The sequence below is a fragment of the Mesorhizobium sp. B2-7-1 genome, from assembly GCF_006440735.1.
GTDB lineage: Bacteria > Pseudomonadota > Alphaproteobacteria > Rhizobiales > Rhizobiaceae > Mesorhizobium.
The window spans coordinates 33,413-48,712 of sequence record NZ_VFUA01000042.1 but is presented as its reverse complement, the minus strand read 5'-3'; the positions used below and the strand labels follow the sequence as shown (position 1 = coordinate 48,712).

The 15,300-nt window shown below is 66.1% G+C and carries 13 protein-coding genes; 7 read left to right on the top strand and 6 right to left on the bottom strand.

All coding sequences use genetic code 11. The features are described from left to right. Positions 1–209: 209 nt before the first annotated feature. Genes FJ471_RS17265 through FJ471_RS17250 form a run of 4 tightly spaced genes read right to left on the bottom strand, consistent with a single transcriptional unit; the run spans position 210 to position 4,305 of the window. Positions 210–1,565 (bottom strand): aminotransferase class III-fold pyridoxal phosphate-dependent enzyme, encoded by a 1,356-nt coding sequence (locus FJ471_RS17265; RefSeq protein WP_140805081.1) that lies wholly within the window; start codon positions 1,563–1,565, stop codon positions 210–212. 23 nt (positions 1,566–1,588) lie between these two features. After that, on the bottom strand, positions 1,589–2,254 hold the full coding sequence (locus FJ471_RS17260; RefSeq protein ID WP_140805080.1) for an HAD-IA family hydrolase: 666 nt from the start codon (positions 2,252–2,254) through the stop codon (positions 1,589–1,591). Beyond that, positions 2,251–3,510 (bottom strand): Tm-1-like ATP-binding domain-containing protein, encoded by a 1,260-nt coding sequence (locus tag FJ471_RS17255; protein WP_140805079.1) that lies wholly within the window; start codon positions 3,508–3,510, stop codon positions 2,251–2,253. The genes FJ471_RS17260 and FJ471_RS17255 overlap by 4 nt, the downstream gene beginning before the upstream one ends. 30 nt (positions 3,511–3,540) lie before the next feature. Next, on the bottom strand, positions 3,541–4,305 hold the full coding sequence (locus FJ471_RS17250; RefSeq protein WP_140805078.1) for an IclR family transcriptional regulator: 765 nt from the start codon (positions 4,303–4,305) through the stop codon (positions 3,541–3,543). Between the two features lie 178 nt (positions 4,306–4,483). Here FJ471_RS17250 and FJ471_RS17245 point away from each other — a divergent pair, with 178 nt between their 5' ends. From FJ471_RS17245 to FJ471_RS17235, 3 genes are all read left to right on the top strand, one after another. Beyond that, a complete protein-coding gene (locus FJ471_RS17245; RefSeq protein WP_140805077.1) occupies positions 4,484–5,929 on the top strand; it encodes an APC family permease in 1,446 nt (481 codons plus the stop codon). Between the two features lie 72 nt (positions 5,930–6,001). Continuing rightward, positions 6,002–7,195, top strand: coding sequence for a cytochrome P450 (locus tag FJ471_RS17240; protein WP_140805075.1), 1,194 nt, complete (start codon positions 6,002–6,004; stop codon positions 7,193–7,195). A 2-nt stretch (positions 7,196–7,197) separates the two neighbouring features. After that, positions 7,198–8,688, top strand: a complete 1,491-nt coding sequence (locus FJ471_RS17235) for an aldehyde dehydrogenase (RefSeq protein WP_140805073.1) — start codon at positions 7,198–7,200, stop codon at positions 8,686–8,688. Positions 8,689–8,690: 2 nt separating this feature from the next. Here the strand turns inward: FJ471_RS17235 and FJ471_RS17230 are convergent, their stop codons facing one another. Further along, positions 8,691–10,280 carry a GMC family oxidoreductase N-terminal domain-containing protein gene (locus FJ471_RS17230; protein ID WP_140805071.1) on the bottom strand — a complete coding sequence of 530 codons (1,590 nt, stop codon included), beginning with the start codon at positions 10,278–10,280 and terminating at the stop codon, positions 8,691–8,693. Positions 10,281–10,284: 4 nt separating this feature from the next. Beyond that, entirely contained in the window at positions 10,285–11,787 is a 1,503-nt protein-coding gene (locus tag FJ471_RS17225) for an aldehyde dehydrogenase family protein (protein WP_140805069.1), read from the bottom strand. Between the two features lie 204 nt (positions 11,788–11,991). Between FJ471_RS17225 and FJ471_RS17220 the strand changes: the two genes are divergently transcribed. The 4 genes from FJ471_RS17220 to FJ471_RS17205 all read left to right on the top strand — a co-directional run bounded on the left by FJ471_RS17220 (position 11,992) and on the right by FJ471_RS17205 (position 15,292). Continuing rightward, positions 11,992–12,888, top strand: coding sequence for a hypothetical protein (locus tag FJ471_RS17220; protein WP_140805067.1), 897 nt, complete (start codon positions 11,992–11,994; stop codon positions 12,886–12,888). A 36-nt stretch (positions 12,889–12,924) separates the two neighbouring features. Beyond that, positions 12,925–13,512, top strand: a complete 588-nt coding sequence (locus FJ471_RS17215; RefSeq protein WP_224670705.1) for a YceI family protein — start codon at positions 12,925–12,927, stop codon at positions 13,510–13,512. Between the two features lie 183 nt (positions 13,513–13,695). Continuing rightward, positions 13,696–14,484: an SDR family oxidoreductase gene (locus tag FJ471_RS17210; protein WP_140805065.1), complete on the top strand. Its 789-nt coding sequence runs from the start codon at positions 13,696–13,698 to the stop codon at positions 14,482–14,484. 13 nt (positions 14,485–14,497) lie between these two features. After that, positions 14,498–15,292, top strand: a complete 795-nt coding sequence (locus FJ471_RS17205) for a MoaF C-terminal domain-containing protein (protein ID WP_140805063.1) — start codon at positions 14,498–14,500, stop codon at positions 15,290–15,292. Positions 15,293–15,300: the final 8 nt, after the last annotated feature.

Genomic DNA, 15,300 nt, shown 5'->3' with positions numbered 1-15,300 from the left:
GCCCGTGGAGTTCGAGGCAAACTGGACGCCGCACGGGGCTGCTGCGCAGCAGCCCCGTGCGGCCTAACGCTAACGCTATCACCTATTCCCTGTCTCACAACAGGGGTGCAGTCCAGCAGTAGGCAGTAGGCAGTAGGCAGTAGGCAGTAGGCAGTAGGCAGTAGGCAGTAGGGCTGTCTTCCTATTGCCTACCGCCCAATCCCTATTCCCTAGGCCGCGGCAGCGGCCAACCCCGCATCCAGCCCCTCGGCGATCTTCACCACATCGGCGGCGGTGATGATCAGCGGCGGCGACAGGATGATGTTGTTGCCGGAGACGCGCAGCATGACGCCTGCCTCGTAAGCGCCGTCCGCGACGGCGGCCATCGTCTTCTTGTCGACAGGCTTCTTGGCGGCGCGGTCCGAAACCAGCTCGAGCGCCGCCATCAAGCCCTGGTAGCGGACGTCGCCGACCAGCTGGTGCTTGGCCTTCAGCGCCTCCAGCGCCTTGCCGAGCTCGACGCCGCGCGCCGCCGCATTCTCGTTGACGGCCAGCCGCTTGGTTTCGGCGAGCGCCGCCAGACCGGCCGCGCAGCCGACCGGATGGCCCGAGTAGGTATAGCCGTGGCCGATCGCGCCGAAGCTCGTCTTGTCGGCCTCGAAGACTTCGGCGACCTTGCCGCTGATCACGGTGGCGCCAAGCGGGAAATAGCCCGATGTGATCGCCTTGGCGATGGTCATGAAATCCGGTTTCGTGCTGGAGAGCCGCGAGCCCGACCAGGCGCCGGTGCGACCGAAGCCGGTCACCACCTCGTCGGCGATCAACAATATGTCGTGGCGGTCGCAGATCGCCCGCACCATCGGCATGAAGCTCTCATGCGGGACGATGACGCCGCCGGCGCCGAGCACCGGCTCCATGATGAAGGCGGCGATGGTGTCGGCTCCCTGAAAGGCGATCTCCTCTTCGATCGCCCGGGCGCAAAGCTTCGCCAGCTTCGCCGGGTCGGTCTCGTCGAATGGGTTGCGATAGGTCATGGGTGCCGGCGTATGGAAGACGCCGGGCAAAAGCGGCTCGTAGTTGCGGCGGAAATTGGCGTTGCCGTTGACCGAGGCGCCGCCGAAATGCGTGCCGTGATAGCCCTTCTTCAGCGCCAGGAATTTCGTGCGGTCGGCCTGGCCGCGGATCTTCCAGTATTGCCTGGCAAGTCGCAGCGCCGTCTCGACCGAATCCGAGCCGCCCGAGGTGAAGAAGGCGCGCACCATGCCCTCGGGCGCGAACCATTCGGTGAGCTCGTAAGCGAGCTCGATCGACGGTCCGGTCGAGGTGCCGCGAAAACCGGAATAATAGGGCAGGGCGTCGAGCTGTGCCGTCATCGCCTTCTTGATCGGATCGCAGCTGTAGCCGAGGTTGACATTCCAGAGGCCACCGACGGCGTCGAGCACCGTGCGGCCCTCGGCATCGGTTACCGAAACGCCTTCGCCTTTCATGATGATCTTCGGCGGGCTTGCCCGCATTTCGGCCGGATGCGCCATCGGATGCCAGATCGGCTTGGCGTTGTTTTCGGTGAGGAAGTTGATGTCACGCATCGGGAGGGACTCCGTTTTTCCAATCAGGAGAGCGTCAGCCCGAAAGGACTGAGCGCCTCGGCATAGCTTCGCGCCGGCTCTGCGACGTCGAAATGAACGGTGAGCATGCCGGCGGCGACCGCGCCGTCGACATTGCGCTTCTGGTCGTCGACGAAGACGCAGGCCGAAAGCGGCAGCTGCATCGCCTCACCGACCATCGCATAGGCGCGGGCATCGGGCTTGAGGATTTTTGTGTAGGTCGCATCGACGATCGTCTCGAAAAGCGAAAGCAGCGGCAGGCGTTGTCGAAAATCGGCGCCATAGAACAGGTCGAGCTCGTTGGAGAGGATGGCGAGCCGCACGCCGGCTTGATGCGCGATGCGGATCGCACGCTCGGCCTCGGGCCGCACCACCGCCTGCGGATCGGCGCCGCGCGCCCGCTGCACGAAGGTCGACATATCCTGCCAGTCCTCGCCCACCAGTCGGCCGACCTCGTGTGTGCGCGTTCTCCAATAGTCGCGTTCGCTGATCTCGTCGGCCTGCATCGAGCGCCACAGCGCATCGGAAGCCGGATCGAAGGGCCCGCGCCAGTCGAGCGTGCCCGGCTTGAGCCCAAGCGCCTGCTCGGTCAGCGCATGCGTCTCGAACAGCGTGCGCGTGACCACGCCGCCGAAATCGAGCACCAGCGCCTGCGGCTTCACTTCGCTCATGCCGCTTGCCTGCCGGTCACGCCGGGCGGCACGATGCCTTCGGCCACCCAGCGGTCGAAGATCTCCAGCGCCTTGGCGCTGAAGGCGACGTCGTTGATGTGGCCGGAGATCTCATGCAGCTCGGCATTCTCCGGCACGCGCGTTCGCATCTCTTCGACAAAAGCCGACAGCGCCTCAGGTTCGTAGAGCGGCTCGCCTTCCTGGTCCCATTGCTGGATGCCGCCGGCGGGCAGGATGAAGGCCGTCGGACCGGTCGCTGCGGCGAGCTTGTCGCCGATGGCGCGCGCGATCTCCTGGCGAGTTGCGCCGTCGGAAGTCACCGAGGCGAGCAGCCGGTTATGCGCGTGGTACGGCCGCTCGGCGAAGCGCGACGGCACCGCCTGCCAGGTCGGGAAGTCCACCATGTCGATGGCGCCGGGCGCGACGATCTGCGGAATGCCCTGCCGCCCGGCATTCTCCAGCCGGTCGGTGCCCGAATTCACCACCGAGCCGGTGAGCTGGTTGGCGAGCTCCTGCAGGCTGAAGTCGAGCACCGCGACGAAACCCTTCTGCGCCGCGATCGCCTCCAACGCGCGTCCGCCCATGCCGGTGGTGTGGAAGACGATGACCTCATAGCCGCGCTTTTCCAGCTCCGGCTTCAGCGTCACCATATATTGCAGGCAGCTCTTGCCCAGCGAGCTCATGCCGACCTTCGGCCGCGACATGTCGGGTTTGACGACAGCCCGCGCGGCGCCGACGACGGCGCCGCTGGCCTGCGACAGCACTGCCTTGCAGGCGCTGTTGAGCCCGTAGAGGCCGCCGGCCCACAGGATCATCATCAGGTCGGTGGCGATGCGCTCCGGCGGCACGAGATGCGAATAGGCAATCGTCGAGACGACGAATTTGGGCACGCCGAGCGGCAATGCAAGCGCGACGTCGAGCGCAAGGTCGGTGCCCATCGAGCCGCCCAGCGCGATGAAGCCGTCGATCTCGCCTTCGTCATGGAGCGAGCGCGCGAGCCGCGAGGCGCCGAGCGCCATCAAGGTCATCGCCGTGTTCTCGTCACCGCTGGCGATGATCGCATCGATCGTCGTGTCGGCGGCCTTGGCCACGGCATACCGGTCGTGCTCCGGCCTGTAGGGCGGATCGCCAAGCACGCTGACGTCCATCATCACGGCAACGCCGCCGACGGCCTCGATGCGCTCGCGCATGAACAGAAGCTCGTCGGCCTTGGTGTCGCCGGTGCCGATAACCAGGATTCGGCGTTTCTCCTCCACGTCAATCTCCCTGCAGTCTCTTGTTGGTTGTCATGCCCGCTTCTGGCCGGGCAGCCGGCCGAACAGCCGTTCACCGATCTCGCGGCCCGCGGCGGTCACGCCGATGCCGAGCCGCTCGATATCGGCCTTTTGGGTACGCACTCTTGGCGCCGCCACCGCGATGGCGCCGATGGCGTAACCATCGGTGCCGAGAACCGGCGCGGCGACGCTCATCACGCCTTCCTCGAAACCCTGCGAGCCGATGGAATGCCCGCGCGCGCGGGCGGCGGCGACTTGTTCGGCCAAAGTGTTTGCATCGCCGATGGTGAAGGGCGTGAAGGCCGGCATCGGTCCGGCGAGGATGGCTTCGCGGATGCGCTCCTCGGTGAAAGCCAGGAAGGCGATGCCGGACGCCGTCGCATGCATCGGCAGCACTTCGCCGGGCGGCACGCTGACCCTGTTGGCTTTAGGCGATTCGACCACATGAACGGTGATCAGGCCGCGCCTGGAATATTCCGACAGATGCACCGTCTCGCCGGTCTCGGCGGCCAGCGCATCGACCACCGGCACCGCCATGCGCAGGAAGGGGAACTGCGCCTCGCGCATCAGCGCCAGCCGCGTCAGGCCGGCGCCGAGCCGGTAGAAGCGTGTCGCCTCGTCCTGCTCGACCAGCCCTTGCGCGATGAGCGAAACCAGCAACCGGCGCGTCGTCGCCTTGTCGAAACCGGCGGCCTTGGCGATATCGGCAAGCGCCGCCTCGGGCGCGCCGCTGCCCAACAGCTCCAGCAGCGAAATGGCTTTGGCCACGGTGCTCATCGCGTCTCTGTTCCTCCTCCAGATACTTAACGTGCGAATTAACTTGACAGCAAGTCGATTCCTTTGCAAGTCTAATATCGAAATGCCGTTGCAAATAGTGAAATGAACTTCGGACCCGCCAGAAGGTCCTCGGCATCTCAGGGACACTTGGTTTCCGCTAAGCGGAATGGAGGGAAAAATGACGACCATTGAAGCCGGCTCAGCGAACCGGCTAAGGAAGAACAGCCTTGGCGTCGGCGCCATCACCTTCATGGTGATCTCGGCCGCAGCACCCCTTACGGCCGTTGCCGGCGGCACACCGCTCGGCATGCTGATGGGCAACGGCGCCGGCTTTGCCGGCACCTATCTGATCGTGACGCTGCTGCTGCTCCTGTTCGCGGTTGGCTATGTCGCCATGTCGCGCCACATCGGCAATGCCGGCGCCTTCTACGCCTATGCCGCGCGTGGGCTGGGTGGCCTCTCCGGCGGCGCCGTCGCGCTGATCGCCATCCTGTCCTACAACGCCATGCAGATCGGCGTCATGGGCCTGTTGGGCGCGGCCACTTCCGGCCTGTTCGCTGGCTGGGGCATCAACCTGCCCTGGTGGGTGTGGAGCTTCATCGCCATCGCCATCGTCGCCGTGCTCGGCTACCGCCAGGTCGACCTGTCGGCCAAGATCCTGACGGTGCTGGTGCTTGCCGAATACGTCGTCGTGCTGATCCTCGACCTCACCATCCTCAAGACCGGCGGCGACAGCGGCCTGTCGGCGGCGCCCTTCAGCTGGAGCCAGATCACCAGCGGCGCGCCGGCCATCGCCATCCTGTTCTGCTTCGCCGCCTTCATCGGCTTCGAGGCGACGACCATCTATGCCGAGGAGGCGCGCGACCCGAAGGTGACCATCCCGCGCGCCACCTATTTCTCCGTCATCCTGATCGGCCTGTTCTACATGATCACCGCCTGGCTGATGGCGGTTGGCGCCGGCGTCGAAAAGCTCTTGCCGTCGCTGCAGGCCTTGCAGGATCCGACCACCTTCCTGTTCGGTCTCTCCGACCGCTATGCCGGAACACTGCTCACGCACGCCATGAGCATCCTCTTCGTGTCGAGCCTGTTCGCTGGCGTGCTGGCCTTCCACAACGCGGTCGCCCGCTACATCTACGTCGCCGGCCGCGAGAAACTTCTGCCGCAGTCGATCGGCGTGACGCATTCGGCGCATCAAAGCCCGCATGTCGCCTCGGTCATCCAGACCGTGCTTGCGGCCGTCGTCGTCGGGCTGTTCGCGGTGCTTGGCCTCGATCCGGTGCTGGCGCTGTTCTCGTGGCTCACCAACGTCGCTACGCTCGGCGTCATCGTCATGATGGCGGTGGCCTCGCTTGCGGTCGTGATGTACTTCCGCGCCAATCCGTCCAACCAGGAGAACGGCCTGAAGACCACGATCCTGCCGGCGCTGACCTTCATCGCCTTCGTCGTCATCATCTACCTGATCGTCATCAATTTCGGCAGCCTGTCGGGAGCCGGCGGTTTCCTCGGCGTGTTCCTGCCGGCGCTGGTGCTGATCGCCGCCGTGATCGGCCTGCTGCTGGCGGGCGCATTGAGGGGCCGGGATCCGACTGCCTTCGAAAGGCTCGGCCAGCCGCTCGGCGATTGAGGGATAGGCGATTGACGGACAAGGCAGGGCGGCGTCCGCGCCGCCCTACTTTAACGTAGCGGGAGCAGCGGCATGAGCTTTGCCGATGATATCACGGTCGAGGCGCTGGAAGCCGATCCTTATCCGATCTACGCCGAGCTCAGGCGCAGCGCTCCGGTCGCTTTCGTGCCGGCGGTCAACCTGTGGTTCGTCACCCGCTGGAAGGACGTCGAGCTGGTGGCGAAGTCGCCAGAAATCTTCTCCGCCATCGTCAGGGCAGGCGTCTCTCCGGTCGAGCGTTCCTTCGGCAAGCCGACCATCCTCACCACCGACGGCGAGGTCCACAAGAACCTGCGCCAGGGCGTCGACCCGAAATACCGGCCGCGCACCGTCGCCGCCTATGCCGGCGATCTCGTGCGCTCGATTGCCGAACCTTATCTCGATGAGATCGCCAAACGCGGTTCCGCCGAACTGATGGCCGACTATTTCGAGCCGGTGTCGACGCTGAGCCTGGCGCGCTCGCTTGGCTTGATGGACATCGACATGCCGACCTTGCGCCGCTGGTTCTATGGGCTCGCCCAGGGCGCCATCAACTTCGAAAAAGATCCGAAGCGCCAGGAGATCGCCGACACGATCGGCGCCGAGGTCGGTGCCGCCGTCCTGCCGACGCTTGAACGGCTGACCCGCGAGCCGGATGACTCGGCGCTGTCGCACATGCTGCATGACGGCATGCCCGAGGGCAAAACCCGCGCGGTCGATTTCCTGATGCCGACCATCAAGGTCATCCTGCTTGGCGGCATGCAGGAACCGGGACACGGCGCCGGCTCCATCCTCGTTGGCCTGCTGACGAACCCGCGGCAACTGCGCCAGGTGCTCGACGATCCGGAAACTTTCGTGCCCAAGGCGGTGGACGAGGGCCTGCGCTGGGTGGCGCCGATCGGCACGCAGACGCGCGAGACGACCCGCGCCGTGGAGATCGGCGGCGCGACCATCCCGGCCGGCGCGCCGGTCGCCGCGCTGGTCTCCTCGGCCAGCCGCGACGAAAGCCGCTTCACCGATCCCGACAGCTTCGACATCCATCGCGACGAGGGCAACCACGCCGCCTTCGGCTTCGGCCATCATTTCTGTTCTGGCCGCTTCTTTGCGCGCGAGCAGATGTGCCTTGCGGTGAGATTGCTGCTGGAGCGTTTTCCCGACCTGCGCCTAGTGCCGGGCAAGCAGCCGGTGTTCCGCGGCTGGGAGTTCCGCGCGCCGGCGACACTTCATGTAGAATTTGGAGCAAACTGATAATGATCAACCAGGACACCATCGACACGCTGCGCAAAGCGGAGGTCGGCGCGCGGCGTCTGTTCATCGATGGAAGCCCGGTGGACGCGCAGAGCGGCGTCAGCCTGCAGGTGATCTCGCCGATCGACGGCCGTCCCTTTGCCAGCATCGCCGATGGCGGCGCCGCCGATGTCGACCGCGCCGTCGCCTCGGCGCGTAAGGCGTTCGCCAAAGGCTCCTGGTCGCGCGCCGCCCCCGCCTTTCGCAAGAAGGTGCTGGCGAAATTCGCCGAGCTGGTCGAAAAGTATGCGCTGGAACTGGCCGTGCTCGGGGTGCGCGACAACGGCACCGAAATCGGCATGGCCTACAAGGCCGAGCCGCTCTCCGCGGCCGGCACCATCCGTTACTACGCCGAGGCGATCGACAAGATCTATGGCGAGATCGCGCCGACGGCCGACAATGTGCTGGGCCTGATCCACAAGGAGCCGCTCGGCGTCGTGGGCGCCATCGTGCCGTGGAATTTTCCGTTGATGATCGGCGCCTGGAAGATCGCGCCGGCCTTGGCCGCCGGCAACGCGATCGTCGTCAAGCCGCCGGAGATCGCCTCGTTGACATTGCTGCGGCTGGCGGAACTCGCCACCGAGGCCGGACTGCCGGAAGGCGTCTTCAATGTCGTCACCGGGCGGGGTTCGGTCGCCGGCGAGGCGCTCGGCCTGCACATGGATGTCGACGCCATCGCATTCACTGGCTCCGGCCCGGTCGGCCGCCGCCTGCTCGAATATTCCGCACTCTCCAATTTGAAGCGCGTCTTCCTCGAGCTCGGCGGCAAGTCGCCCAACATCGTCTTCGCCGACGCGCCTGATTTGAAACAGGCGGCGGTGGTCTCCGCCAACGGCATCTTCCGCAATTCCGGACAGGTCTGCGTCGCCGGCTCGCGGCTGCTGGTCCAGGCCTCGGTCTATGACCGCTTCATGGAGGAACTCGTCAAGGCAACCACGAAGCTGAAGGTCGGCGATCCGCTCGATCTCGGCTCCGATGTCGGCGCTGTGTCGAGCGCCGAGCAACTGACCAAGAATCTCGGCTTCGTCGCCAAGGCTACGGAGGAGGGCGCCCGCCTCGTCACCGGTGGCGAGCGCATCCTCACCGAAACCGGCGGCAGCTACATGGCGCCGACGATCTTCGAGAACGTGACCGAGAAAATGCAGCTTGCCCGCGAGGAAGTGTTCGGCCCGGTGCTCGGCATCATGCGCTTCGAAACCGAGGAAGAGGCGATACGGCTCGCCAACGCCACCGTCTATGGCCTTGCCTCGGCCGTGTGGACCTCGAACCTGTCGACCGCGCACCGCATGGTCCGCGCCATCAATGCCGGCGTCGTCCACGTCAACACCTATGGCGGCGCCGACATCACTGTGCCGCTCGGCGGCTTCAAGCAATCCGGCTTCGGTCGCGACAAGTCGCTTCACGCGATCGAGAAATACACCGACCTCAAAACGGCGTGGATCAGTCTCGGCTGACCTCAACGGGTCCCCAGGATGAAATCGGCGCAGCGGTCGCCGATCATGATCGCCGGCGCGTTGGTGTTGCCGCTGGTGAGGCGCGGCATGATCGAGGCATCGGCGATGCGCAGGCGCGGCACGCCGCGCACGCGAAGCTGCGGGTCGACCACCGCCCGATCGTCCGTTCCCATCCGGCAGGTGCCGCAGGGATGATAGACGGTCTTGGCGTGGCGGATGATGTGGTCGGTTATCGCCTCGTCGCCGAGATCATCGGCTTTGCCGGGCGCAAGCTCTTCGGCGACGACTTCGCGCAGCGCCGGCTGGCGCAGGATCGCGCGCGCGACCTTCATGCCGGCGAGCAGCAGGGCAAGGTCGTCGGCATGCGACAGGAAGCCAGTGGTGAAGCGGATCGGATCGCCTGGCTTTGGCGAGCGCAGCCGGACCGAACCGCGCGACTTGGGCCGCAGCACGCACGGGTTCAACTCCATGCCGTGGCGTTCGACCGAGCCGTGCTCGGCGTTCTCAATCATCACCGGCAGCACATGGAACTGTATGTCGGGCCGGCCGTCGCCGTCGGTGTCGAAGAAGCCGCCGCTCTCGACCACGTTGGAGGCGAGCAGGCCGCGCCGGAACAAAAGATATTCGAGGCCGTGCCGCAGCGCCTTGAGGCCGCGATCCTCGCCGAGCAGCGAGACGGGCCTGCGGGTCAGCGCGTAGAGCGGCGCTGCGACATGGTCCTGCAGGTCCTGGCCGACCCCAGGCATGTCGCGGATGACGGGAATCCCCATCTCAACCAGATGCGCGGCCGGGCCGAGACCGGACAGCATCATCAGCTTTGGCGTGGCGAGCGCGCCAGCGGCAAGGATCACTTCCACCCTGGCCGAGGCTGTATGGTTCTGTCCGTCCGGCGTCGTGTAGGACAGTCCGGTCGCGGCGCCGTTCTCAAGCGTCAGTGCCGTCACCAGCGCATCGGTGACGATCTTGAGATTGGCGTTGCCGGCGAGTGGCCGCAAAAACACCTTGGCGGCCGACTGCCTTTCGCCGTTTGCCGTCGTGGTCTGGTAGAAGCCGACGCCCTCCTGCCGTTCGCCGTTGAAGTCGTCATTGAAGCGGTATCCAGCCTGCTGGGCGGCGCGCACATAGGCGAGCGACAGTGGGTGCCGGTAGCGCGGATCGGAGACCGGCAGCGGACCGTCGCTGCCGTGCCGCTCGCCGGCGAGGCGTTCATTGCGCTCCAGCCGTTTGTAGACCGGCAGCACATCGTCCCAGCCCCAGCCCGGGCAGCCGAGATCGCGCCAGCCGTCATAGTCCTCCGGCTGGCCACGGATATAGAGCATGGCGTTGATCGAGGAGCCGCCGCCGAGCGTGCGCCCCTGCGGGATCGGCAGCGAGCGGCCGCCGACGCTTGGCTCCGGCTCCGACTGGTAGATCCAACTGCGCGCCGTGCCGATCACCTTGGCGAAGGTGGCGGGCATGTCGACGAAGCGCGTGTTGTCGGCCGGCCCCGCCTCGACGACGAGCACGCGCTTGCCCGCTGCGACCAGACGGCTCGCCAGCGTGCAGCCGGCCGAGCCGGCGCCGGCGATGATGTAGTCGTAAGCCTCCGTCATCTGGTCAGGCGTAGCGCATGATGGCGGTCTTGGTTTCGAGGTAGCCCTCGATTGCCGCGCGGCCGTGTTCGCGACCGATGCCGGACTGCTTGAAGCCGCCGAAGGGTGCCGCCGGGTCGAGCGTGTTGTGCGAGTTGACCCACACCGTGCCAGCCTTGAGGCCGTGGATCGCCGTCATCGCCTTGCCCATGTCGCGGCTCCAGATCGAGGCCGAAAGGCCATAGCGCGTGTCGTTGGCGACGCGGATCGCCTCGTCAAGATCGGCGACCGGCATCGCCGCCACGACGGGGCCGAACACCTCCTCGCGCACGATCTCCATATCCGCCTTCACATGATGCAGGATGGTCGGCGCCACATAGTGACCTTTCGCCGGCACCGGCCGCGCGCCGCTCACCCGTTCGACCCCGGCTGCCAGACTGCGCTCGACGAAGCCTTGCACGCTGTTGCGGTGCTTGGCCGAGACCAGCGGATTGATCTGCGCGTCCGCATCGCGGCCGGCGCCCATCGTCATGCCGTCGGCGATCTCGGCGAGACGCGCCAGTGTGCGGTCATAGATCGGCTTCTCGATCAGAAGCCGCGCCGCCGAGGTGCAGACCTGGCCCTGGTTGAAGAACATGCCGAGCCCGGCGAGCAGCGGCTCGATGCCGTCCTCCATGTCGGCAAGCAGGATCATCGGCGATTTGGAGCCGAGCTCCAGGGTAAAGCGGGCCACGCGGTCGACGGCGGCGTGGCCGATGCGCTTTCCCACTTCCGTCGAGCCGGTGAAGGTCAGCTTGTCGATGCCGGGATGCCGGATCAGCGCCTCGCCGGTCACGCTGCCGCTGCCGGTGACGATGTTGACTACGCCGGGCGGGAAGCCGGCAGCCTCGATCAGCTCGGCAAGCCTGAGCAGGCCGAGCGGCGTTTCCTGCGGCGGCTTCAGCACGATCGTGCAGCCGCAGGCCAGCGCCGGCGCGATCTTCCACATGCCGATCAGCAACGGAAAATTCCACGGCACGATGGCGCCCACGACGCCGACCGGCTCCATCACCGTCATCGCGTGGTGCTTGGCGCCTGGCGGCACCGGAATGGAAACCTGGAAGGTCGAACCTTCGATCTTGGTCGCCCAGCCGGCATAATAGCGCAGCCAGTCGACGGTGCCGCCGGCGCTCAGCATGCGCGCGACACCCAGCGACTTGCCGTTCTCGATGCTCTCGACCTCGGCCAGAAGGCCGGCATCGGCCTCGATAGCGTCGGCAAGCTTCAGCATCAGGTTCTGGCGGTCGACAGGCCGCATCGAGGCCCATGGCCCCTCGAGCGCCGCGCGCGCCGCACGCACCGCCTGGTCGACGAGTTCGGGGCCGCTCTCCGGCACATAGGCGACGACCTCGCCGGAAGCGGAATCATCGACAGCCAGCCCTTCGCCGGCGAGACCATCGACGAAACGTCCATTGATGAAGGGCCGATGCGGCCGCGACAGGAATGCGGCGGCAGCCGCGCTGATCGGCGGCACGGTTCTCTCGTTCACGCCATCCTCCTCGATGCTGATGAACATTTTTGCCGAGGGTTATGGAGCGCGCCGGCGACGTTCAAGCCGGCGCGGCCGCGAGTGCGCTCTCAGTCAAAACAAAGTTCCCGCTCGGACAAGACGCCTCGCTCGAGGCCAATCAAGATCGCGGGATGAGATCGGCCACGCCGGCACGTCTCCGTGGTCCTGGAAGGTGAAGACGATTTGAGCGCGGTTCTCGGCAATCCGATGGTCACCACAGCTGCGCTACCGCTGCTGCTCGGCATCACGCTGGCGCTCGCTGCGCGCTTTGCCGTGCCGGCCGCATCGCCGGTGGTCACGCTATTCTGGGCGGCGCTGCTGCTGTTCTTCTACTGGGACACGCTCGGGCCACCGGCCGTGCCGCCGGTCGCGGCCAGTCAGAAGCTGATCTATCTCGCCTTCGCCGGTATCGTCATCGGCCTGCCGCCTGGGCGGGTGCTCGGCCGTGCAACGAGTTTTGTCGCCGCCATCGCTTTTGCGGCTGCCTTCCTGTGGCTCGGTTGGCGGCGGCTGGCCGGCGGCTCGCTTGACCTGCAGATGATTGCCGCGCTGGCTGTCGGCCTATTGGCGCTGATCGGCGCCGCGCTGCTCATCGGACGGCAGCCTTCGCCGTCGCCCTCGGCGGAAGAGCCGTTCCTGGCACCGGCGGCGGTGCTCGCTTTGTCGTTCTCCGGCGCCATCGTCTCGGTGCTCGGCGCATCGATCGTCACCGGGCAATTGCTAGGCTCGATCGCCGCGCTGATCGGCGGCTGGTGCCTCGTGCAGTATCTCGCGGTATTGCGCGGCGGCGCGGCCGCTTCGTGGAGCAAGGGCGTCGAATTCCTGCTGCTCTACGCCTCGGCCACGGTGCTGATCCAGGTGGCGCTGCTCGCGCCCAAGGCCAATCCCGCGGCGCTCATCCTGTCATCCCTGCCGCCGGTCGTTGCCGTGCTTATGCGCGGCCCGCTGCAAGGCCTGCTTCCCGGCACGCGGCCCCTGCGGCCGCTCGTTGCCGGCATCCTGATCGCCGCTCCGGCGATTCTGGCCATCATGACGGCGATCGTCTGGGCGCCGCATGGGGCCGCCCTCGGCTTTTCCTGAGCCGGGTCCAAAACAACCAACAACAGGGAGAAACATGTGAGGACGAGAAAACTGATTGCGGCGCTCGCTTTCGCCGGCGCATCCATGCTGGCCGTGGCGGCTCATGCCGACAATTACGAGATCGACGGCCAGCACGCCTGGGTCACCTTCACCGTCAAGCACGGCATCTACGGCATCGCCCATGGCCAGTTCGACGGCGTCAAGGGCACGATCGCGTTGGACAAGGCCGATGTCAGCAAAAGCAGCGTCAAGGCCGAGCTCGATGTCGGTTCGATCCATACCGCCTTCGACCAGCGCGACAGCGATCTGAAAGGGCCCGACTTCTTCAACGCCGCCGAGTTCCCGACGATCAGCTTCGAAAGCACCAAGGTCGAGAAGGTCGACGACAAGACCGGCAAGGTCACCGGCAATCTCACCATCAGCGGCGTCAGCAAGGAAGTGACGCTCGATGTGAAGCTGCTCAACGAAGCGCCGGCGCCATGGGACGCGACGTTGACCAAGGCGGCTTTCAGCGCCACCGGCAAGGTCAGCACCGCGGACTTCCCGATGGCCAAGGCCGCCGACGGGTTCGGCCTAGGGCCTGAGGTCGAGATCGTCATCGATCTCGAGGCGATCAAGAAATAGGCCGCCGCTAGCCAAACGCATGATCCCGCGCGGCAAAGGTCGCGCGGCATCCCAGAAGAACGCAGGAGTGCGCTCTCAGTCAAAACAAAGTTCCCGCTCGGACAAGACGAAAAAGGGCAGCCGTCGCACACTCCAAACCAACGATCGGCAGCATTTGGGCCTCGCGCCCGCAAGGACGGCAGGATGAGATTTTCCGGCAAGACGGCCTTCATCACGGGCGGCGGCACCGGCATCGGCGCGGCTGTCGCCCGGCGCATGGCCGCCGACGGCGCCAAGGTCGTGCTGATGGGCCGGCGGCGCGAGCCGCTCGAGGCCGTGACCAGGGACATTGGCGGGCTGGTCGTGCAGGGCGACGCCGCCGATGCCAAGGCGGTGCGCGCCGCCCTTGCCGAGGTCCACGAGAAGATCGGCCCGGTCGATATCCTCGTCGCCAATGCCGGTGGCCATGGCGTCGGCCCGACGGTGACAATGAGCGACGAGACCTGGGCGCTGGCGACGCGCACCAATCTCGACACCGCTTTCGTCTGCGCCCGCGAATGCCTGCCGGATCTGATCGCGCAGAAGGGCAACATCGTCGTCATCGCATCGATCGCCGGCCTGTTCGCCGGGCCGGCGGCGGCGGGCTACGTCACCATGAAGCATGCCTGCGTCGGCTTCGGCAAATCGCTGGCGCGCGATTATGGCCGCCAGGGCGTGCGCACCAACATCATCTGCCCCGGCTGGGTGGCGACGGCCATGGCCGACGAGCAGATGCAGGTGGTCGTCGATAAGCACGGACTGGGCTCCATCGAGGAAGCCTACAGGCTTGTCACCAAGGACGTGCCGCTCGGCCGGCCGGCGACTCCGGAGGAAGTATCCAACGTCATCTGCTTCGTCGCTTCGAGCGAGGCGGCGATGATGAACGGTTCGATCCTGACCGTCGATGGCGGCGCGACCGTCGTCGACTTGCCCACACTTGCTTTTGTCGATTGATTTGGAGATGGCGATGAACGACCAGAACAGACCCGCCGACTGGAAGCATTTCGACGACTTCGCCGCCGGCATTGCCACCAACCGGCTGCCGAAGACCGATGCATTGCGCGGCCAGACCTTCAAGATCACGCTGAAGACCGGCCGTACCATCGATCTCGCCTTCACCGCCGCCGACACCGTGGCCTGGAGCGAAGGCGCAGAGGCCGGCGCAGACTGGTACGAGGCGCTGGAAGTCGCGCCTGGCATCTTCTTCATCAACATGACCTTTGCCGCGAGGCCGGCCGAGGACGAAGCCTTCATCGTCGACACCAGGACGCGGCGCGTGCTGTCGGTGCGCGAGCGGGTGCGCGAGCCCGGTGAAGCGCCCGGCGAGCCGCGCGTGGCGCAGACCTATTCCGCCGGCGTGCTGGGCGATCCCGCCGTGCCGCCGACCGGCCGCGAGCCGGCGCCGACGCGCGACCTGATCGGCCTGACCGCGCACTACACCTACAGCCCCAACCACGTTTACGAACATATTTACTTGAGCTCGCAGCGCTATGCCTGGCAGAATCTCGTCGGCGTCCAGCGCGGCCATGGCGACGTCGATCTCGCCACCACGTGGAAGTTCGCCGAGAACCTTTATGTCTTCGGCTTCCGCGAGTTCATCATCCCGGTCGCCTCACTGTTCTTCTACAACTGGGACACGATGCGCTCGACCGGCAAATTCCTCGGCGTGACCAGCCAGGGCAAGGTCGAGAACAAGCCCGCCGGCGCCTTCATCGAGAAGAAATCCAGGGCCGTGTACGACCACGGCCAGGAACCGGTCTGAGCGTTGGG

What these genes read in the sequence shown, in the direction of transcription:
- FJ471_RS17205 (WP_140805063.1), top strand. Translation starts at nt 14,498, where the DNA reads ATGAACGACCAGAACAGACCCGCCGACTGGAAGCATTTCGACGACTTC.
- FJ471_RS17245 (WP_140805077.1), top strand. Translation starts at nt 4,484, where the DNA reads ATGACGACCATTGAAGCCGGCTCAGCGAACCGGCTAAGGAAGAACAGC.
- FJ471_RS17250 (WP_140805078.1), bottom strand. Translation starts at nt 4,305, where the DNA reads ATGAGCACCGTGGCCAAAGCCATTTCGCTGCTGGAGCTGTTGGGCAGC.
- FJ471_RS17240 (WP_140805075.1), top strand. Translation starts at nt 6,002, where the DNA reads ATGAGCTTTGCCGATGATATCACGGTCGAGGCGCTGGAAGCCGATCCT.
- FJ471_RS17260 (WP_140805080.1), bottom strand. Translation starts at nt 2,254, where the DNA reads ATGAGCGAAGTGAAGCCGCAGGCGCTGGTGCTCGATTTCGGCGGCGTG.
- FJ471_RS17265 (WP_140805081.1), bottom strand. Translation starts at nt 1,565, where the DNA reads ATGCGTGACATCAACTTCCTCACCGAAAACAACGCCAAGCCGATCTGG.
- FJ471_RS17210 (WP_140805065.1), top strand. Translation starts at nt 13,696, where the DNA reads ATGAGATTTTCCGGCAAGACGGCCTTCATCACGGGCGGCGGCACCGGC.
- FJ471_RS17235 (WP_140805073.1), top strand. Translation starts at nt 7,198, where the DNA reads ATGATCAACCAGGACACCATCGACACGCTGCGCAAAGCGGAGGTCGGC.
- FJ471_RS17230 (WP_140805071.1), bottom strand. Translation starts at nt 10,280, where the DNA reads ATGACGGAGGCTTACGACTACATCATCGCCGGCGCCGGCTCGGCCGGC.